General features: G+C 47.0%; 13 protein-coding genes. 2 read left to right on the forward strand and 11 right to left on the reverse strand.

All coding sequences use genetic code 11. The features are described 5' to 3' along the window. Window positions 1-30 precede the first annotated feature (30 nt). The 10 genes from RHEIN_RS03550 to RHEIN_RS03595 form a co-directional block, all read right to left on the reverse strand. Window positions 31-1470 carry an MFS transporter gene (locus RHEIN_RS03550; RefSeq protein ID WP_008897603.1) on the reverse strand — a complete coding sequence of 480 codons (1440 nt, stop codon included), beginning with the start codon at window positions 1468-1470 and terminating at the stop codon, window positions 31-33. A gap of 86 nt (window positions 1471-1556) precedes the next feature. Further along, window positions 1557-4124, reverse strand: a complete 2568-nt coding sequence (locus tag RHEIN_RS03555) for a cellulase family glycosylhydrolase (protein ID WP_008897604.1) — start codon at window positions 4122-4124, stop codon at window positions 1557-1559. Between the two features lie 2 nt (window positions 4125-4126). After that, window positions 4127-5689, reverse strand: a complete 1563-nt coding sequence (locus RHEIN_RS03560; protein ID WP_008897605.1) for a sodium/sugar symporter — start codon at window positions 5687-5689, stop codon at window positions 4127-4129. 96 nt (window positions 5690-5785) lie between these two features. Then, window positions 5786-6769, reverse strand: a complete 984-nt coding sequence (locus tag RHEIN_RS03565) for an aldose epimerase family protein (protein ID WP_008897606.1) — start codon at window positions 6767-6769, stop codon at window positions 5786-5788. Continuing rightward, window positions 6766-7920 carry a galactokinase gene (galK, locus tag RHEIN_RS03570; protein ID WP_008897607.1) on the reverse strand — a complete coding sequence of 385 codons (1155 nt, stop codon included), beginning with the start codon at window positions 7918-7920 and terminating at the stop codon, window positions 6766-6768. Before galK ends, RHEIN_RS03565 begins: the two co-directional genes overlap by 4 nt. Before the next feature lie 5 nt (window positions 7921-7925). Beyond that, window positions 7926-8996, reverse strand: coding sequence for a UDP-glucose--hexose-1-phosphate uridylyltransferase (locus tag RHEIN_RS03575; protein ID WP_008897608.1), 1071 nt, complete (start codon window positions 8994-8996; stop codon window positions 7926-7928). Between the two features lie 19 nt (window positions 8997-9015). After that, window positions 9016-10032, reverse strand: coding sequence for a UDP-glucose 4-epimerase GalE (gene galE / locus RHEIN_RS03580; protein WP_008897609.1), 1017 nt, complete (start codon window positions 10030-10032; stop codon window positions 9016-9018). 4 nt (window positions 10033-10036) lie between these two features. Next, window positions 10037-12424, reverse strand: coding sequence for a glycoside hydrolase family 2 protein (locus RHEIN_RS03585; protein ID WP_008897610.1), 2388 nt, complete (start codon window positions 12422-12424; stop codon window positions 10037-10039). Window positions 12425-12458: 34 nt separating this feature from the next. Then, on the reverse strand, window positions 12459-13166 hold the full coding sequence (locus RHEIN_RS03590) for an SDR family NAD(P)-dependent oxidoreductase (protein ID WP_008897611.1): 708 nt from the start codon (window positions 13164-13166) through the stop codon (window positions 12459-12461). Window positions 13167-13359: 193 nt separating this feature from the next. Then, window positions 13360-16008 (reverse strand): TonB-dependent receptor, encoded by a 2649-nt coding sequence (locus tag RHEIN_RS03595; RefSeq protein WP_008897612.1) that lies wholly within the window; start codon window positions 16006-16008, stop codon window positions 13360-13362. 326 nt (window positions 16009-16334) lie between these two features. Between RHEIN_RS03595 and RHEIN_RS03600 the strand changes: the two genes are divergently transcribed. After that, on the forward strand, window positions 16335-18914 hold the full coding sequence (locus RHEIN_RS03600; RefSeq protein WP_008897613.1) for an EAL domain-containing protein: 2580 nt from the start codon (window positions 16335-16337) through the stop codon (window positions 18912-18914). On the opposite strand, the gene RHEIN_RS03605 is transcribed toward RHEIN_RS03600, so the two are convergent. After that, window positions 18877-20187, reverse strand: coding sequence for an ABC1 kinase family protein (locus RHEIN_RS03605; protein ID WP_008897614.1), 1311 nt, complete (start codon window positions 20185-20187; stop codon window positions 18877-18879). The two genes, RHEIN_RS03600 and RHEIN_RS03605, sit on opposite strands and share 38 nt — an antisense overlap. Before the next feature lie 145 nt (window positions 20188-20332). Between RHEIN_RS03605 and RHEIN_RS03610 the strand changes: the two genes are divergently transcribed. Next, entirely contained in the window at window positions 20333-20977 is a 645-nt protein-coding gene (locus tag RHEIN_RS03610) for a hypothetical protein (protein WP_008897615.1), read from the forward strand. The last annotated feature ends 43 nt before the right edge of the window (window positions 20978-21020 follow it).

Consider the following 21020-nt stretch of genomic DNA (forward strand, 5'->3'; position numbering starts at 1 on the left):
CTTTTTTTATTGTTGCTTTAAAAGGGCTGATTAAATGGATTCTGAACCCTGATTTTGATCTTTTGTTTTAGCTAAAGCCAGACTGATTTGCTGACTACCTTGGGCATCCAGATGATAACCCCGGACTATCAGCAAAGAACACAAGGCAAACAGCATAGTGCCCAGCGCTAAAATAACCCGCATAGCGAAAATACTGTCCGGGTTTTGTGCTGCGGCTTGCTGTGCATCAAAACCAATCAGGTTGAGTGACAAACCTGCGACTAATAACGCCAGCGCTGCACTTAAACTGGTGACCCAGCTATGAATAGCCACAAAGACCCCTTCGCGGCGCTGGCCATGTTTTAGCTCATCTTCATCACATAAATCCGCCATCATAGAGGGGATTAACATGGTCATAGCAGTCCAGGCTGCGGTACACAAAAGTGCATCCAGCCAAATCCAGCTGTAGCCCTCTGGCGTAAAAATAAACCATTTGCAGGCACCGCCTGCTAAAGTCACCACATAAATCAGCTGCATCGCTTTAATTTTGCCAACTCGGGATGATAAAGCATAGATCAGGGGCACTGTCAGAAAACCAAAAGCGGCATAGGCCATCGACAACCAGCCTTTAAAAATTGCGCCCTGAGCTATATCGCCATCGGCAATAAAATACACCAAGAGGTAATAATCCATACTGGCAGTAAAAGCACCACCCGCCATCTGCAGCACAGTTAACAGCAATAATACCCGTAAGCCTTTGTTTGATTTCAGCGTTTTTAAGCTTTGCCGTAACGTCACTGGCGGAAAAGCTACGGAAGAACGTTGGACTATTTCTTTGCTGTAACAGGCCGCTAAAGTACCCAGAAGGCCAAAAATAAACAAGGCAACGCCCCAGCCGACATAACGAATACCAACAAAAACCGAACTGAATATCGCCAGTTGTGCCAGCGGAAATAACCATTGATACAACAAAGAACCCAGCTTCAGAAAATAGGTGGTAAAACCCATAATTTCAGTGCGCTGATGATAATCCGGGCTCATTTCATAGGATAAACAGGTCATAGGCACGGACATAAAAGTGGCAGCAACATAAAACAGCAGGGAAAAAACCACAAAATACAATAGATGAGCCAATTCGCCCCAGCCTGAGGGCACCATCCAAATCAAACCAAAAAACAAACAACAGGCCCAGCTGGCGGCCAGAATAAAAGGCCGTCTGCGGCCAAAGCGGCTTTGATGATGATCAGATAAATGCCCCACCCATGGGCCTAATAAAGTGCCAAGCAGCAGTGGTAAAGTAAGAGCCAGCCCCAGGAGAAACGGGTCTACCCCCAGGGTCATCTGATAAAAAGGAATAGCCAGCACACTGACACTTTGCTGAGCAAAAAACATCGCAAAAAAGCCAGCGCCAAGCGCCAGCTTCTGAGTGCCCGAAACCCGGAGCGATCCTGATGTTGAGCTTGTTGTGCTTTGCTGCAGTGGCTTTGCCATAGCACTCCTGTGCTGAGAGGGATAAAATCAAAAACAAAGCCGATTATAGGCCTGTGCTGAAAACTGACGCAACACAGGCCCCTAAACTATGGCTTTTGGATCAAACTCACTTCCGCCAGCTCAACACCATGCCAGCCCTTGGCTGCCGCTGGGCTGTAGGCGCTCTGATTAAACATCAACTCTATACCCTGTAACTGCTGAAGCTCATTAAGGTTCAACCCTAAGCCCTGCTCCACTTTGGGCGCAAAGACAGGCATAAACATAGGGTAGGCCTGAGTCATCAGCGTATCGGTTTGCTTTAGTTTATGCAGAGGAACTAACAGATACTGCCAGTCAGTGCCCACTTTCAGCTCTGTGCCATAAGCTATACCGTCTTTATCCAATAAAGCGAACTTCAACTGTTCCGGCTGTTTGACGGCACGGATTTTCAGCGCCACAGTGTCGTAGTCTTTCAAATTACGTTGTAGCAGGCTGTTATCAGCAGACAAAGTGGTTTTAAGTATCGCTGCAGCTTGAGGTATTTCTAAAGAATCCACCCCTAGTTGCAAGGCTAAACCATCACCTGAACTGTCAGCAACAAAACGCTGAGTGACAGTGGCATCTTTTGGATAGAGGCTGTTTTGCCTGTCCGAAGTTGCATCAAACAAGGCTACTGGCTGGCCTTGTGGTTTGACCGCCATGGTCCAGTACGGCGCTTTACTGACATAATCCCAATCCTGTGGTGAGCCAGCAGCTGCACCAGGGAAAGTCTGTTTTTTGCCGTTAGCTGTCACCACAAAGGCATATTCCAGTAAACCGGTCTGAGTCCAGTCTTTTGGCATAGTTAAATGATAGTGACCACTAACATCAAGGCTTTGCTGCATATCAAAAGCGGTAAACTTGTGGTGCCCAAGATAACGTAACATCAGCTGCACTTTTTCAGGCTTCACCAAAGCGCCGATGTCCACCTTAAAGCTGAACGGATCGCCCACATGGCTTTGACGCTGATTTTGATGCACTAAAGCCAGTTCAGTGGATTGTGGTTTTGGCAGATAAAAATTTGTCTCGACCTTATTCGCATACTGCTGTGCCAACGCGGCTTGGGCAGTCAGTAAGTACACACCGGGGCGCACTGTCACTTCGCCATTTTTAGCCGAAGCAGTTAGTGTATTGCCACTATTTAAGCCTTTGAGTTGATAGCTGTTACCCAAATCCGCCAGCGTCAGTTTCAGTTGCTGAGCAGCAGGGTATAAACGCCCTGTTTCGCGGCTTAAACTGGAATTCTGATAAGGGTCCTGCAAGGTCAGTAAGTCAGGGTAGACTTCCAAACGCCAGACACCATCAGCTACTTTATCGAGGAAATAAGCACCAGAGCCGCTGTATTTAGCTACAGAAGACGAACCAACACCGGCAATAGCTGTCAGCTTAGCTGCAGCTTTTGGCACAACTGTGGTGCTGTTGCTGTAGAAAAACTGCTCTGGGGTATTCAGCACAGACAAATTCTGCTGATAATCCAAAGTCACAGCAGCAAAGCTGTTGCTCGCTGGATAGTCCGCTGCCTTTTCAGCACGCTTCTGAGTACGAAATACTTCAGCAGCAATTTTTAAGCTGATGGCTTTTTCCGGTGTATACAACAAGTTCAGATGGTGAGTGTTGTATTCAGAGTTGGTATGAGCCACAGCCGCAGCATCATAAGCAAACTGAGTGGCCCACTGAAACCCAGCTTCACGAAAACTGCGCGCCATAGCCGGGAACATCACAGAGCTTGCTACATCAGCTGCGTCAAACTCGTACACCATTTTGGCTTTAGTAGCGCACTGGCTGATGCCGGCAAAAGGATTAGTGTAATGCGCAACAGCGGGCAACATATTCGCCAGAATAGTACTACCTTTGACTAAACCTGTTGGATACCACTGATAAGACACACCATCTATGCTGGTATTGCATAAAGCCTGGGCAAAAGGCTGATCGTCCCCCTGCTCACTGGTGTTGTAAAACAAAGGTTTAGTCACACCGGCAGCACGAATGGTACTGATTAAGTCTTCAATATAAGCCGCACTTTGCGCAGGTGCTATTTCGTGTTTAGGTTCGTTAAAGATCTCAAAGGCGATGATATTGTCGTCCTGCTGATAGCTTTTCCCTGTCAGCGGATTGACGTGCTTAAATAGCTGAGTCAGATAGTTTTTCTGCGCTGCAATAGCATCAGCCGACTGGTTCATCTGGCTTTTGCTGTAGAAAGTAGAAAAACCATATTCCACCGGATCTGGCTCAGGGTAACCACTGCCCCACCAGCCGATAGGCGTAATCACTACCTTGATGCCTTTTTCTTTTAAGCGCAGCAGCAAGTAATCAAACAATTGCAGGTGGATATTGTCCTGCAAATTGCCCTCTTTATCGGCCAGCAATCTGTCCCATAAATGCACGCGGTAAGCGTCCAGCCCTAAGCGGGCAATATGATCCACATCCATGTCGATGGCAGCGCGATGATCCACGCCAAGACGTTCAACAGAGCGATAACCATAAGCAAAAGGCACACTGTAATTCACACCAAAAAGCGCAACTTCAGAACCGTCTTGCCACAGCATGACGCCATCTTTTACCGACACAGGGTTAGCAGTGGCGGCGGCGCTAAACAGTGTTGCGGCTAAAGCGGTGAAAAGTAATTTCCGTTTCATTGTTACCACCATGCCGTATAAAAGGCGGCCACGATCAGAGTGATCAGCACAGCATGGAAGTTAAAGCTTGGGCGGGTGTCAAAGCTGATATCACCTAATTCCACCGCATGTGGATGCTTGCCCTGACGCTGGAATAAAGTCACCAGCACAGCTAAAGCTAAACAGCACAGGAAGACTAAACCTACGCGGTCCATAAATGGCATCTCTGGCAGCGTTATTTTAAAAATCCAGCTCAGTACTGCGGAACTAATAGCCGCCACTAAAGCGGCTGTTGCAGTAGTACGGGCCCAGAACATACCTAATAAAAACAGCACCACAATGCCTGGCGTAAAGAAACCGGTGAATTCCTGAATATACTGGAAGGCCTGATCAAATTCGCCCAGTAATGGCTTAGCTGCGATGACCGCAATCACCAAAGCGACCAGACTAACAATACGGCCTACTTTGACGTAGTGCTGCTGGCTTTGATCTTTCTTAAACTGAGAGTAAATATCCATAGTGAAAATGGTCGCGACGCTGTTGGTCATCGAAGCTAAACTCGACAAAATAGCCGCCACTAAAGCCGCAAAAATTAAGCCTTTGATACCAGATGGCATCATGCTCAGTAGTTGAGGATAGGCCTGATCCGGCTTGCTTAAATCCGGCAGTATTAACACAGCAGCAATACCAGGCAATACCACTATCACCGGCATTAAAATTTTCAGGAAGGCCGCAAAAATAATGCCTTTTTGCGCTTCAGCTAAGTCTTTGGCCGCTAAAGTGCGCTGAATAATATATTGGTTAAAACCCCAGTAACTCAGGTTCATAATCCACATACCACCCAACAGCACAGATAAACCAGGCAGGCTGACATAATGTGGGCTGTCCGGCGTTAAAATCATATCGAATTTGTCTGGTACTTCAGTGAGTAAGCGGTCAAAACCAGCCCATAAACCGTTACCTGCACCCAACAGTTCCAGCGACATAAAGGACAGGAACAAACCACCGCCCACCAGTAACACCACCTGAATAATGTCGGTATAGGCCACAGCTTTTAAGCCGCCATATAAGGAATAAGCCACAGATAAAGTGGCCAGTATCAGCATGCTGGTGGTCATATCCACACCAGTGACTGTATTAATAGCCAGAGCACCTAACCACAAGACTGCAGTTAAATTAACAAAGACATACACCGCCATCCAGAACAGCGCCATAGTGGTGCGTACTCTGTTGTCAAAGCGCTGCTGCAGGAATTGCGGCATGGTATAAATTTTACGTTTGAGGAAAATAGGCAGGAAAAACTTGCCGACTATTAATAAGGTAATGGCTGCCATCCACTCGTAAGCAGCTATCGCCATACCTATGGCATAACCTGAGCCTGACATACCAATAATTTGTTCAGCCGAGATATTAGCTGCAATTAAAGACGCACCAATAGCCCACCAGGGTAAGGTATTACCGGCCAGAAAATAGTCGTTGGTGTCTTTATCATGTCCCTTCTTTTCCCGGGAAATAAAATAAGCCAGTCCTACCAGCCCAAGCACATATATGACGAGGATCGTCAAATCTAAATTACTTAAGGTCATACTAATCCTTACCCTGTTTTACCCGTGGTTTTTGGTACTGCGCTGCAACACCAGAACAGCCGGGCATATCTTGTTGTTATTGTTACCAGTTTTTAATTAACTGAACTTATACACTATTTGTTGCTGATACAACTCACCTGCTTTGAGTTGAGTGCCAGGAAAGCCAAGTTGATTAACAGCATCAGGCCAGCCTTGAGCTTCCAGACAAATCCCCTGCCGTGCTGTAAAAGGTGCGGCCAGAAAATTACCTGTATAAAGCTGCAAGCCAGGCTGAGTACTTAGCACTTCAAGCTGACGGCCACTTTGGCTGGAACTTAACACCGCCATCGACTTTAACTCTGCAGCATCAGAGTCTTGCCAGATAAAGCAGTGGTCAAAACCATTGGCAAGAGCAAGCTGCTGATCCTGCTGGCGAAGTGCTGGCCCCACCAATTTAGCTTTGGTAAAGTCAAAGGCAGTGCCAGCCACAGCACGACGCTCTCCGGTTGGAATAGCGCTGGCATCTGTTGGCAAATAATGTGTCGCTGAAAGCTGCAACTGATGGTTTTCAACAGAACTGCCATCGCTGTTCAAGTTGAAATAACAGTGGTTGGTTAAATTCAGCAGCGTATCTTTGGTAGATAAAGCCAAAAAGGATAACTCGAGCTGTTTATCCACAATACGGAATTGCTGCCAGACTTGCACAGCGCCCGGATAACCCTGATCGCCATCGGCTGAGCGCAAATACAATTGCACCGAATCAGGCTGTTGTTTCAGCACTTGCCATTGCTGACGGTTAAAACCAGTCACACCACCATGCAAATGATTAGGACCATTATTACAGTCCAGTTGATAAGCCACACCATTGAGTTCAAAACGGCCTTTGGCAATACGGTTAGCAACCCGGCCTGCGGTAGCCCCCAAATAAAATTCATCGGTTTGATACTGAGCCACGTCCGGATAATTTAACGTCAGCTCCTGACCAAATAAACGGATAGAGCGGATTGTTGCCCCTAAAGGCAACAGCTCCACTTCTAAACCCTTATTGCCACCCAGTCGGATCACTGAGCCATCAATGTCATCAATTAAAGCAGCACTCATGCCAAAATCTGCTCTGCGCCCTGACTGGCGGTACAAACAAAAATAGCTGCGGTTAAACCTGTTTGTGCCGGGTATTCACGCTCTACTAAAGCACGGATTTCATCAACCCGACATTGAGGTACTAAAGCCACCACACAACCACCAAAACCACCACCAGTCATACGGACACCACCTGTATCACCCAGGGTGTTGCCAATCATTTCGACCAGCGCATCTATAGCAGGCACAGTGATTTCAAAATCATGTTTCATCGACAAGTGAGATTCCGCCATTAAGCGGCTTAACAGTTTGATGTCGTGATCAGCTAAAGCTTTAGCTGCTAATTCAGTGCGATCGTTTTCAGTAATGACATGACGAGCCCGTTTGGCCACTAATGGATCCAATTCGCTCTGCTTAGCCGCAAAAGTGCTCCAGCTGACATCCCGTAAGGCTTTGACGCCAAAAATGGCCGCAGCTTCTTCACACTGACGACGGCGGGTATTGTATTCGCTGTCCACCAGGCCACGTTTTACATTGGAGTTAATAATCATCACGGCCATATCTGTGGGCACTGAGACAGGCGTGCTGTCGAGGCTGCGACAATCAATCAATAAAGCGTGAGCGACTTTGCCCTGCGCAGAAATCAGCTGATCCATAATGCCGCAGTTACAACCAACAAAGTGGTTTTCTGCATGCTGACCATTGAGTGCATTGTCACGGCTGGAGAGTTCGATGCCAGCCAAAGTGCTGTACGTCAGGCCCAGAGCGACTTCTAGCGAAGCTGATGAGCTTAAACCTACACCTTGTGGCACATTGCCGCTGATGGCTAAATCGCAACCGGCCAGGTTAAAGCCTTTTTGCATCAGGCTGTTGGCCACACCACGCACATAGTTTGCCCATTGATACTCCGGATGTTTATCCAGCGGGAACTTGAGTTCAAACTCATCCACTTGCTGCTGATAATCCAGCGCCAGCACGCGGACTTTATTGTCCTGACGCGGTGTTGCCACAACCACAGTGTCGTAGTTAATAGCGCATGGCAGCACAAAACCATCGTTGTAATCTGTATGTTCACCAATCAGATTAACCCGGCCCGGCGCTCTGAACGCAAATTCGCCCTGCTGCTGGTAATGTTCGGCAAATGCCTGTTGTACTTGCTCTAATAATGCCATCTGGTTTAAACCTTGCTCTGCTGTTTGTAATGCACAGGGCTTTGCTCTTTTAAGCGTTCAGCGGCCTGTTCAGGAGTCATATCACGTTGGGTTTCAGCCAGCATTTCGTAGCCCACCATAAATTTCTTAATGGTGGCTGAGCGTAATAACGGCGGGTAAAAATGGCCATGCAATTGCCAGTGTTCGATGTTTTCAGCGGTATCAGCACCAGCATCGTTTTGATAAGGCGCACTGTGCCAGCCCATCGAATAAGGGAATGAACACTGGAACAGGTTGTCGTAGCGAATGGTAATTTGCTGCAGAATATCGGCCAGCGCGGCTTGCTGCTCTGTGGTTAAATCTTCCATCCGGCGTACATGGGCTTTTGGCAACACCAGAGTTTCAAAAGGCCAACTGGCCCAGAATGGCACCACCACTAACCAGTGCTCGTTTTCAACCACAGTGCGCTCGCCACTTTGTTGTTCCAGTGCGGCATAATTTAATAACAGGTTTTTGCCATGTTTAGCTAAATACTCACGCTGCGCTGCGTCGGCTTTGGCTGGCAAGGTAGGCACAGTGCTATTGGCCCAAATCTGACCATGAGGATGCGGATTGGAGCAGCCGTTAATAGCGCCTTTGTTTTCAAACACCTGCACCCAGTTGTAGGTCTTGGATAAGTCTTTGTACTGACGGATCCATTCTTCCACTATGTGCTGAATATCAGTAACACTCAGCTCTGGCATCGTCAGGCTGTGATCCGGTGAATAACAAATGACTCTGCTGGTGCCACGCTCGGCTTTTAATACAAATAAATCATCATCTGAGCGCTGATAAAAAGGCGTATCTGCGGTTAAGGCGGCAAAGTCATTGGTAAAGACATAAGGCTTTTTATAGTCAGGATTCAGATCACCGGAAATACGGGTGTTGGTTGGACATAAAAAGCAGCTGTGGTCATAAGACGGATTCTGCTCTGTGGCCGCAGTTTCAATCTGCCCCTGCCATGGTCTTTTTGCTCTGTGTGGTGACACCAGCACCCAATCCCCTGTCAGCGGGTTGTATCTGCGGTGCGGATGATCTTTTGCATTAAATTCAGACATCTGTAATTCCAACCTTTTTTTAATTCTTCGGATAACCCGCAGGGTTTAATTTCTGCCACTTCCAGCTATCCGCCACCATTTGATCCAAACCACGTTCTGCTTTCCAGTTGAGTTTTTCTGCGGCTAAAGACGGGTCACCGTAATAACAACCAATATCACCAGCACGACGAGGAGCCACCTGATAGGCAATCAACTGGCCTGAAATACGACGATAAGCCTCAACCATTTCCAGCACAGAGACGCCCTGACCAGTACCTAAGTTAAACACATGAAAACCCGTATTCTGATGCAAAGTTTCTAAGGCTTTGACATGACCTGAAGCTAAATCACTGACATGGATATAATCCCGCACGCCCGTGCCGTCCGGTGTATCGTAATCATCACCAAACACAGATAAATAAGGTCGGCGGCCTATAGCCACCTGATTAATAAAAGGCATCAGGTTATTTGGAATACCGTTCGGGTCTTCACCAATCTGGCCTGACTCATGCGCGCCTACAGGGTTAAAGTACCGCAACACTATGGCACTGAAATCGCTTTGCGCCACCACCAGATCAGACATCATCTGTTCAACCATCAGCTTGGAACGGCCATAAGGACTTTCAGGATGCACAGCAAAATCTTCCCGTATAGGCGAAGAGACCGGCTCGCCGTAGACTGTGGCAGAGGAGCTGAACACCAGCGTTTTCACCTGATGTTTTAGCATCACCTGCATCAATAAGCCTGAAGCGCTGACATTGTTTTCATAATAAAACAGTGGTTTAGCGACAGACTCACCCACAGCTTTAGAACCGGCAAAGTGGATGACTGCATCCACTTTTTCAGCAGCAAAAATAGCAGAAAGCGCCTTTTCATCACGGATATCAGCCTGATAAAAGCAAATGCTCTGGCCTGTCAGTTGCTCCACCCGCTTTAAAGCTTCAACACTACTGTTGCTCAGGTTATCAACCACCACCACCTGATGGCCGTTGTTTAATAACTCCAGACAGGTATGAGAGCCAATATAACCAGCACCACCAGTGACTAAAATACGCATACAGTTACTCCTTAACCGCAAAAACTAAAGTATCGCTTTGAATAGCCAGTACTTTGGAGCTGGCCTCTAACTGTGCTTCGGCAAATTTTGCACCTAATTTCACCAGTACCGCGGCTTTGCCTTGTTCTGTAAAAGCAGGTTCAGGGTTGATGATTTCAATATCACCACTGCTGTTAAATTCAATAATCTGATTATTTAAAGGCACAGTCTGGCCGTTTTTATCCAGCACCTCTGCATAAACAAAGACCAGATCACCAGGCACAGGAGCCACACCACTGGTATCTAGAGTCAGCTTTAAACTGGCAGCGATATCGGCTGTGCTGACCTGATGAGTCGCCACTTCTTTACCTGCAATATAAGCTTTTGCCAGCAACTGACCTGCTTTAAATTCTTTGAGATCAAATTCAAAAGGCGGATGCGGTAAATGAGTGGAAAACTTATCCACAGACGGCTTATTACGGCTGACTAAAAAGCCATTTAAATACAGCTCCACTTCTTCGGCATTACTAAATACCCGCACCTGAGCGCTGGACCCTGACTGCCACTCACTGGCAATAAATACCATAGGACCAGACTGGTACTTGTCTGATTGTTCTGAAGCCGGGCGCTGACTCTGGAAAAAGTAGTAGCTGTACTTCGGCAGACGATAAATACTCATCACACCTGAAGCTTCCAGATCATTGGCATAACCTCTGTTGTAATCAAACATCACCCAGTAGCCATCGGCATAAGCAGGTGTCGTCAGGTTGTCGTTATGAGCTTCCTGCACATTGCGGGCTTGTTGCAACAAACGAGCTTCACCATGGCTTAATAACTGACGACTGGTGCGGGCTTCTTCTTTTAGATCGGCCCAGCTGTCCTGATTCAAACCCGCATTTTGTGCATAGTATTCCCAGTCGCCGTATTCAGACACATTGTAAGGAACAGTGGGCGTTTCATAATGCATCTGGCGGTGCTGACGCGCTTGCAGATACATATCGTAACCATGCTGCCAGCCGGCAGAATAAGCGCCCGGAAACTCTTGTTTGACGGTGTTATGCAAAGTAGCAACAAATTCATCCGGCATGTCCGATTCGTTCAGCGAACATTCCCAGGCCAATACGCTGGCATGGTTACGGTCGCGGCGAATTAAGTCGCGGCAACTTTGAATGTTTTGTGCTCTAAAGGCTTCGGCAGGCTGATAATACTGCCAGCCTAAAATAGCGTTGATCAGCACTAAACCCAGCTCGTCCGCCGCCTGCATAAAAGCTTTCGAATGCGGGTAATGCGATAAACGTACATAATCAAAACCAGCAGATTTAATTTTTACCGCATCCCGATAGTCCGCCTGAGGCGATATGGCATAACCAACGTGAGGGTATTCCTGATGGCGGTTAACGCCCCGTAAGAAGGTGACTTCGCCATTAATCAGCAGTTGATGTTTGTCGTTAAAGGCAAAACTGCGAATACCAATCTGCTGATGCTGACGCTCTATCACTTCGCCATTCTGTTTCAGTACTGTGTGCAAACTGTATAAAAACGGACTGGCCGGGCTCCATAAGTTGGGTTTGCTCACCGTCAGCTGTTGTTGCTGGTCCAGTTTAGATCCAGCGGCCAGTTGGATTGGGCCTGAGCTGACTTCTGTGACCAATTGCTCACCGGCAAACAACAGCTGCACCAGCTCCAGCTCGGCGTTGAGCGCTGATTTATTTGCCAGCTGCGTTTTTACTGCGACTACAGATCCTGCTTTATCTACTTTTGGATAAGTGACAAAAATACCGCCCCCTGCCACTTCATTCGCCAGCATTTCATCTGTGATATGAACAGGGTTTTTAATCAGTAAACGTACATCGCGGTATAAACCACCGTAGGTATTAAAATCCAGTTGAGCCAGCGGCTTAGGCCCTGTTATTTCGTTGTCTCTATTATCCAGTTTTACCTTCAACTGATAGGTCTGGCCTGCGGTGACATAAGGCGTCAGGTCTATGGTAAAAGGCAAATAACCGCCTAAATGCTCACCAATCTGTTTATCGTCTAACCAAACTTGGGCATGGTTCATAGCCGCTTCAAAACGGATCAACAGCTGTTTGTTCTGCCACTCTGGCGCTATGGTCAGAGACTTTTGGTACCAGGCAAAACCCTGCCATTGGTTATTCACCAGCAAAGGTTCAATTTGTGGCGTATGAGGTAAATTGACCTGTTGCCAGTCTTCTGGTGTTGCAGTTAAATCAGCGGACTGACTTTTGAAAAACAACCAGTCGGCATTTAAATTCTGCTCTGTTGCTACTGCAACTTTCGGTGACTGATCGTCTTTCGATGCCAGGTCCCCCTTAGAGGATTCGGCAACCGGGCTGCAGGCGAACTGCAGCAGTAACGCCAGCGCAGCCAGAGATGGGTAAAAGTACTTCAACACTGGAGAATTCCTTTTAATAAATAAGCTAGAGGACTTAACAAAAATTGGTTTCAATCTGGGGCCTTAGCACCAACTCATGAATATGGGCTTTGGCAGAGCTGCCTAACATCAGCACAATAGCGGCAGCCACCTCTTCTGCAGACAAGTAATCTGGCCGGCTGGCCGAACGAAATCCGGTATCCACACCACCAGGATACAAAGACAACACTTTTACTCCTGTGCCGTTTAACTCTTTACGCAGCACTTTGCTGTAGCTATCAAGAGCAGCTTTGCTGGCGCTGTAAGCCGAAATACCAGGGTTGGAAAACAAACAAACGGTAGAGAGTACATTCAGTACTATGCCTTTGCCTTGTTGCTGCATCCCAGGCACCAGTTGCTGGATAAAATGCAGCGGCGCATAGAAGTTCAGCTGCATCATTTGCTCTAGCGCAGGCCAATCCGGTTCTGTTGCGCTACTTCGGCTGCTATTGCCGCCAGCACAATTAATCAGCACATCCACTGCACCAAACTGCTGCTGAGCCTGTTGGCAAAACTGATGGATGGCCGCAGCTTCTGTCACTGAAAAACTGTCACTGAACACTGCAGCGCCTGGTGGTAATAAAGCTAAGCTCTGTGCCAGTTTGGCCGGGTCACGACCACATAAACTCAGTTTGTGGCCTTGAGCAGCTAAAGTTATGGCTAAAGCACGGCCTATGCCCGACGAGGCACCGGTCAGCAAAATATGGCAAGGAGATAAAGACATAAGTATGGCTTCCGTAATAAGCCCGGCACTAAGGCCGGGTTTTATCCCCTTTGTTCTTGAAACTGCAGTTTTGTTGACCACGCACTCTCGCCCCAGTCACATAGGTTTACTATGTTCCTGGGGTCTCAAGTGCTTGTCGCCTCACTGCAACTTCAATTACTTTGGGTATAACATTTAGTTAATAACAAGCCACTTACATGGAGTAAGAAAAACCTATCAGGAAACGACGGCCCCATTCCTGATAACTGGCCGGACGGCTTGGATCGTTATCAAAATAAGTGACGGCGGCTTCGTTGGTCAGGTTTTGCGCCTGCAACATAACTTTAAAGGCTTCTGTAACTTCGTAAGATAAGCTGGCATCTACAGTGCGTTCCGCTGCTGCTCTGGTGATCTCTGTTGGGATCCAGCTGCCTACACGGGTATTGGCACTGCGGTAGTTATACGACACCTTGGCATCAAAACCAGCTTTGTAGTACCACAAGGTCAGGTTACCCACATGCTTAGATAAACCACCTAAGGGCAACGGATTATCTTCAGGCACAAACTCAGTCACATCGCTGTCGGTTAAGGAGTAGTTGGCATAAAAACCTAAACCATCAAAAGGCTCTGGCAGCATAGTTAAGGCTTGTTGGTACATCAGTTCCAAGCCTTTAATTTGACCACCGCTGCCATTGACAGGGCCGGTAAAGTCATAGGCGATACCATCCACCATCATCACGTCAGTTGAACTGCCTATATGAGTTTTTAAGTCTTTAAAGAAGGTTGATATCATCATAGCGCGGTCGCTTGACCAGTAGTATTCGTAGCCTAAATCGATTTGATCAGCCACAAATGGATCCAAGCTTGGATTACCACCTGAGCCAGTTCTGACCGGGCTTTGTGAATCCAGCTGGAAGCCGGTACGCATTTCAACCAATGGCGGCCGTGAAATAGCACGAGACAAACCAAAACGCACCTGAGCTTCTTCACTTAAGGTGAAAATCATATTCAGAGCAGGCAAAATTTCATCGTAGTCATGGTCGACAGAAACGGGCGAATAAGCACCATCTTTAAACTGATAACCCGAAGAGGTAGACTCGGTTTTGACATAACGTACACCAAAGTTACCTGTGTAAGGCAGGTCACCCAGCTCACCCGACATTTTCAGCATAAAATAAGCGGCACTATTGGTTTCACCCACAAACCAGCTGTTGACTCTGTCCTGATCGGTTTTGGCGTGTTGACTGCGGTTATCTATACCACCAAAAGCCTGAGTCATAGTGGAATTCCAGTCTTTAAAGCCATACAGATCAGGTGACACAAAACCACCACCTAAGGCATAACTGTAACCGTAATCTGTCAAAGCTGTATTGACTGGCGACTGCCACCAGCTTTGTACATCATTGTTTTTTTCGCGGTCGCTGTAACGGCCACCTATCACCAGAGTTTCAAAAACACCCCATTCGATATTCCGTTCAAAATCTGCTCTGGCGCTGACCATTTCGTCTGTCAGATCGCGGTCTGTATCTACGTTCATACCAGAAATAGTGTAATAGTCCGGATTGCCAATGGCTTCATTGCTTTGCACGGCTAAACGCCCCTCTGTATTACTCCAGCTGATATCCAGAGGTGTAGGACCGCCATAAGCCGAGGTAATATTCACCCAACGTGATTCTATACCTGCTTCGGAATAGCCAATGTCATAAGTGGATGTCCAGACATCACCTGTCACTGTGGTTTTTAAGCCTGTGCTTAACAGATTATTTTCCTGAAACCAGGTGGCGTTATTGGCAGAATGCGCGCCCCATAAAATGCCGCCGCCCGTTAATTGCTGTGAACCATCTGGACGGGTGACAATAGTGGGTGCCGTCGCCGAGTTGTTGTATCCCCAGTTATTGCTGCCTTGCCAGTTGCCCCAGCCATCAAACCAAAACTGGTCTTCACGTTCTTCAATATCAAACCTGGAATAAAACAGATCGTATTTCAGGTTCACGCTGTCAGCAGGTTCCCACTCGAGGATCATTAAGCTGCCAATACGTTCAGTATTGCCAACTTTAGTACCAGTTTTACCGCCCCATGGTGCAGCTTCGGTAATGCCATCACCATTTACATCACCTTGATCAGCTGCCACTTTGTTGTAAGAGTAAAATGCAGTTTCACGCTGAACTGAAGGTTGATCCTGAAAAGTTACGCCAAACACCACACCAAAATTATCAGCCCACTGATCGATATAAGAGAAACTGGCTTTTTCGCCAGAACTGTCAGCGCCAGGCAAATCACTGCCCATTTGATAATCCATCAGATGACCGCTGATGTTAATAATGCGCTTGTCTCTAGCCAGCGGACTGACAAAATTCATATTGACCAGACCAGCAATACCCCCTTCGAGGTTATTTGCCATAGGGCTTTTGTACACTTCAACTGAGTTGATCAGTTCAGCAGGAAATTGCTCATAACGCACGTCTCTACTGGGTTCAGCGCTGACAATTTCACGGCCATTCATGGTGGCAGCGTTTAAACGAGCGCCTAAACCACGAATAGAAATACTACTGGCATTACCACGGTCGCGCTCTGCCGCAACACCAGGCAAACGGCCCAGTGAGTCAGCAATAGTGACGTCAGGTAATTGACCTAAATCATCGGTAGAGATAATTTCTACCGTTGATTCTGAAAACTTTTTCTGCATTAACGACTTGCTCAGCGTGGCACCAAAACCTTTCACTTCGATGGTTTCGATTTGCGGCTCTGCTTTTTTTGCATTTTGTTGAGTGGTATTTTCTTCGCTTTGCGCTTGTGCATGCTGCATAGCAAAGATTTGCGTCATAGCTAAAGCTACAACGGTCAAGTTGAATTTGCCTGTCATTTCCTACCCCTGTCGGTATCAATTGTTATTTTTTTATGCGCTAAGCTGATTTTTTATATACGGGTTCAGCAGTGCACAGTGCAGTTATAACACTCAAGGTAAACGTTTACCAAAACTTTTTCATCAATATCAAACATTGAAAACTCAAAATACTGATTTTATTGAAAATATATAAAGGTAATCGATTTCTAAAAATTAAAACAACAGTGAGCCATTCAGACAAAAAAATAACAAAGCTTTAGCGCTGTTGTTCCAGATCAAGATCCAAAACAGGTGCAGGCATTAGCATAGCGGGATCTGTTGCTGATCATGGAACTGTCCTGAAAATGAATTCTCCGCTGAGCTCTGCGTTAACACCTCTGTCATCAGGCCAGACTGTTGCTATGGTGCTGCAAAAAAACCTGATCTGTTGCAGCCCACACAGCAGCGTGCAACAAGCAGCGCAGCTGATGCAGCAACACAACATCAGCTGCATTCTGATTAAAGATGAACAAGGGATCATCGGGATCTGGACAGAATCAGACTGCAAGAAACTGGATCTGTCAGACAACAGAGTACTGCAACAAGCAGTGTCTGAAGTGATGAGCAGCCCTGTGCTTTCAGTGCCGCAGCAGTGCAGCACCAGTGATGCAGCGGCGCTGATGAAACAACAAAACGTCAGACGTTTACTGGTGACAGACCCGGCACAGCAAGCCATTGGCATAGTGACGCAAACGGATCTTATTTATCAGCAGCCACTGGAACATTATTTAATGCTGCGGGATATCAGCTCTATTCTGGTTGAGCTGCCCTTGCTGCTGCAAGCCGAACTGACAGTAGCTCAGGCCGCTGTATTGATGCGACAAACTCATAGGGACGCCGCCATTGTAAAGTTTGCTCAGGCTCAGTCTGAAGTTGCGGAATACGGCATAGTGACAGAACGTGACTTAGTGCACTTTATTGCGACAGACCGCACACTTTGCCTTTTAGCTGAAGTCGCAACCCGGCCTTTATTAACCTTACCTCTGCACAGCAGCTTACTTCAGGCCGTGCGCTTATTACGTGAGCATGGTTTTCGTCATCTGGGGGTTACCAATTCAGATGGAAAACCTGCGGGTTTGTTATCTCACAACCACATACTGTTGAATATGGAACATCTATACATCAGCGAGCTAAAAGCGGCGCTGCTCGCCAGAGACAAAGCTCTGAGATCCTCAGAAAGCAGCTTAAGATTAGCCTCTAAAGTGATAGAAGCATCCCACGATGCCGTGATGATTACTGATACTGCTGGCATCATTCAGTCAGTCAATCCCAGTTTTTGTAAGCTGACTGGCTACAGCGCTGAAGAAGCTATAGGTCAGACGCCTAATCTGCTTAGTTCTGGAAAACATGACGGGACTTTTTATCAGCAGATGTGGCAACGGCTGCAACAACAAGGCTACTGGCAAGGCGAGATCTGGAATAAGCGCAAAAATGGCGAACTCTATCCGGAGTGGTTATCCATCAGTGCTGTGCGGGGAGATTGCGGTACTGTAAACCAGTACGCTGCCATCTTTTCTGATATTACAGAACGTAAAAAACGTGAGCAGAAAATTCATGAGCTGGCGTATTTTGACGAACTAACGGGTCTTGCCAACCGCCGTTTGTATCAGGACAGGCTGGAGCAGGCTTTGGCCAATGCAAAACGGCATAATCATCAGCTCGCTGTACTCTTTCTCGACCTGGATCTATTTAAACGGATCAACGATACACTGGGCCATCAGGCCGGAGATGACGCTTTACGTCAGGTGGCCAGACGACTGCAAAAAGCCAGCCGATCAGGTGAATCTGTGGCCCGTTTAGGTGGAGACGAATTCACTGTACTGGTGCCTGAATGCAACGGCATAGAAGAAATAGAAAAGCTGGCGCAACGTATAGTGGCGCAGTTTGAGCTGCCTTTCCAAATTCAGCACAAGGAGCTGGTTTTAACCACCAGCGTGGGGATCAGTATTTATCCGCAACATGGCAGCACAGCCAGCGAATTACTGAAATTTGCCGATGCAGCTATGTATCAGGCGAAAGAATCAGGCCGCAACAAATACAGCTTTTACACCAGTTGTGTAGGTCAACGTCATGACGAGGCGTTGCAGCTGGAACAGGCATTACGTAAAGCTCTGGCTCAGCAGCAATTAGAAGTACATTACCAGCCTAAAATTGATTTGCAGACAGGACAATTGCATAGCCTGGAAGCTTTGGTGCGATGGCATGATAAAGATTTAGGTCAGGTGTCACCACAACGTTTTATTGCTATAGCGGAAACCCTGGGGCTTATTCAGCAGTTGGGCCAACAGGTGTTGCGACAAGTTTGTTATCAGTTGCAAGCCTGGGCTGAATTAGCAGTTCCAGTGGCTGTGAATATCTCAGCGAAAGAATTGGCGGATCCGTTGTTTATCCCCCAGTTAATGCAGATCCTGAGCGAAACTGCGGTAGATCCCAAACTACTGGAGCTGGAAATTACCGAAAGTTGTCTGCTGCCAGAACGGGAAAATCAAACCCGTCATGTACTGCAACAACTGCGGCAGTTAGGGATAAGGCTGGCCATTGACGACTTCGGCACAGGCTATTCCTCTTTATCCTATTTACGGCATCTTCCTATCAACAGCCTGAAAATAGATCGGAGTTTTATCAAGGCTTTACCAGACAATACCAGCGACAAACAAATCACCAGCGCTATTATTGCGATGGCGAATGCACTGGGCCTGGATGTGATTGCTGAAGGAATAGAAACTCAGGCACAACAGGAGCTTTTACTGGCTGCTGGTTGTCAGTATGGTCAGGGTTACTGGTTTGGCAAAGCGCAGGACGCAACCAAAACCGCACTATTGCTGCAAAAAGCAAAACTGCACTCCATCAGTTCAGATAGGGGTTCAACAGTTGCCGAATATTAACATTCGCTTTAAGCCGGGCAGCAAGCAGATACAAACCTGCCATTTTACGATGCAAAAACACAGCAGCTATAGGCGGCGTATGCCAGTAATTTTGCTGCAAACTAAGTGCTGTACCAGCCTTGCGAACTCGTTGGGCTAAATCAGTTTGCCCAAAAGCATAAGCAGTATCTGACTGAACAGGTTCTGAAATCAGCTGCACCAGAGCAAGTATGGCTTGTTTTTGTGCGGGTAAAATATCCTGACTGAAAAAGCCGATTTGACGCATGGCCCCTTCAATGTCTGCTATATCATTGACAATAGCTGCAGACAGTAACTGTCGGTAGCCCTGACTGATGGACTCCGGATAGTCTCTGCACGCACCAAAGTCCAGCAGCACCAATTGTGCGCTCTCTGGCTGATACAGATAATTTGCAAAGTTAGGATCAGTTTGTACCAGCCGAAACTCAAAAATCTCCCGGAACAACAAAGCGAAAAGCTGCGTCATGGCCTGATCACGTACTTGCTGTGAATACTGCTGCAAAGATTCAATTGGCACGCCCTCGACAAAACTCATGGTCATCAGCTTAGAGGTACAAAGCTCTGGGTATAATTCTGGCAGTACAAATTGGTTGTCGGCGACTAATAAAGTGCGGTAGCGTTGTAAATAGGCTGCTTCTTGCAGATAGTCAGCCTCCTGATGCAACTGCAGTTTTGCCTCATTCAACACAGACTGATAATCCACAGCATCAGGTAATAAACCACTGAGTTTCAGCAGCATAGCCACATTGTCCACATCGCTGTCTATGCTTTGCCCTATGCCTGGATACTGCACTTTTACCGCCAGCTTGTTGCCATTGTCATGATGAGCCAGGTGGACTTGTCCAATAGAAGCCGCAGCCAAAGGGGAAAAAGTAAATTGTGAAAAGTGTTGCTGCCACTGCTCACCTAACTCAGTGCGTAACACCAGAGCAAGCTCTTTTGGCAACATAGGATTGGCGTTAGAGCGCAGCCTCGCCAATAGTTCAGTCAATTCCGCAGGCAGTAAATCTCCTGCATCCATAGACAACAATTGCCCCACTTTCATCGCTGCCCCACGCAACTGGGCCAACTTATCGCTAACCCGCTGCAGATTAGCAGGAGTCAGCAATAAATCTTTGGCCTTCGGACTTTGCCCCTGCACCAGCTGTTTAGCACCATTAAACAATACAGAACCAGCAACACGTCCTGCCAAAGCGGCGAGTCCTCCCAAACGGGCCAGCGGCTGGCGTGGCAACTTAGCAGATGCATCCTTCATAAAATTCCGAACTATTTGTTTTGATATTTACTATACGGACGAAAAGAGCAGTCAGCCCAAACTTCTGGCCTATTAGTCGCTTATAGATTGGCAGTATCACTTCTTTTCGGCATACTTTGCCAAGGATCAGGAAGAAGAAGTTGATATGGATAGCAAACCAGAAATAGAAAAGATTGAACACAGGCTCAGAGAAATTAACCGCCTGAAATTAAAACTGACTTTTGGAAATGTGCCGGCTTTTTATCACGCTGTTGCCACCTCTTTAGGCATGGCTGAAGGAATGCTGAAATACGGTTTTGAAAACTCACTGGATATTCTGACCAACCAGCGCAACTGGAACCTGAACTACTTGTGTGGTTCCGAAGATGCGGCCGGACAAATCATTTGCCCTAACAAACCCCGCTTGTCTGTGTATAAAGTTTTTACTCAACATGGCTTTGAAATTCATTGTCTGCCGTGGAAAGCTGCGAGGGAGTTTGATTTCGAACTGGCCAATCATCCACAAATGGACTTTCGATTCTGGCGCCCCAATTCGATGAAAACCGTATTTCGTATTGCCGGTTTGCATAGTTTTATCAAAATGTATTTTGAACATGGAGATGAAGCAGACTTACAGCTCATTCGCTGTGCACACAATATAGCCGAAGAGTTTGTTGAACGTTTAGTACCGCAGTTTAATACGCAAAAAGTTTTTGGCGTCACTATCCAGAATTTTTTCGACTTTGCAGAAATGAAATTTAAGTCCGGAGAAGAAATTTATTTGCCTAAGGTGTATGCGCTGCAGGAATGAGCCTATGCCGCGCAATCAGTAACAGATTTTATTCTGCTCTGAA

It is taken from the genome of Rheinheimera sp. A13L (genome assembly GCF_000217935.1).
Taxonomy (GTDB): domain Bacteria; phylum Pseudomonadota; class Gammaproteobacteria; order Enterobacterales; family Alteromonadaceae; genus Pararheinheimera.

What these genes read in the sequence shown, in the direction of transcription:
- RHEIN_RS03550 (WP_008897603.1), bottom strand. Translation starts at nt 1,470, where the DNA reads ATGGCAAAGCCACTGCAGCAAAGCACAACAAGCTCAACATCAGGATCG.
- RHEIN_RS03555 (WP_008897604.1), bottom strand. Translation starts at nt 4,124, where the DNA reads ATGAAACGGAAATTACTTTTCACCGCTTTAGCCGCAACACTGTTTAGC.
- RHEIN_RS03560 (WP_008897605.1), bottom strand. Translation starts at nt 5,689, where the DNA reads ATGACCTTAAGTAATTTAGATTTGACGATCCTCGTCATATATGTGCTT.
- RHEIN_RS03565 (WP_008897606.1), bottom strand. Translation starts at nt 6,769, where the DNA reads ATGAGTGCTGCTTTAATTGATGACATTGATGGCTCAGTGATCCGACTG.
- galK (WP_008897607.1), bottom strand. Translation starts at nt 7,920, where the DNA reads ATGGCATTATTAGAGCAAGTACAACAGGCATTTGCCGAACATTACCAG.
- RHEIN_RS03575 (WP_008897608.1), bottom strand. Translation starts at nt 8,996, where the DNA reads ATGTCTGAATTTAATGCAAAAGATCATCCGCACCGCAGATACAACCCG.
- galE (WP_008897609.1), bottom strand. Translation starts at nt 10,032, where the DNA reads ATGCGTATTTTAGTCACTGGTGGTGCTGGTTATATTGGCTCTCATACC.
- RHEIN_RS03590 (WP_008897611.1), bottom strand. Translation starts at nt 13,166, where the DNA reads ATGTCTTTATCTCCTTGCCATATTTTGCTGACCGGTGCCTCGTCGGGC.
- RHEIN_RS03595 (WP_008897612.1), bottom strand. Translation starts at nt 16,008, where the DNA reads ATGACAGGCAAATTCAACTTGACCGTTGTAGCTTTAGCTATGACGCAA.
- RHEIN_RS03600 (WP_008897613.1), top strand. Translation starts at nt 16,335, where the DNA reads ATGAATTCTCCGCTGAGCTCTGCGTTAACACCTCTGTCATCAGGCCAG.
- RHEIN_RS03605 (WP_008897614.1), bottom strand. Translation starts at nt 20,187, where the DNA reads ATGAAGGATGCATCTGCTAAGTTGCCACGCCAGCCGCTGGCCCGTTTG.
- RHEIN_RS03610 (WP_008897615.1), top strand. Translation starts at nt 20,333, where the DNA reads ATGGATAGCAAACCAGAAATAGAAAAGATTGAACACAGGCTCAGAGAA.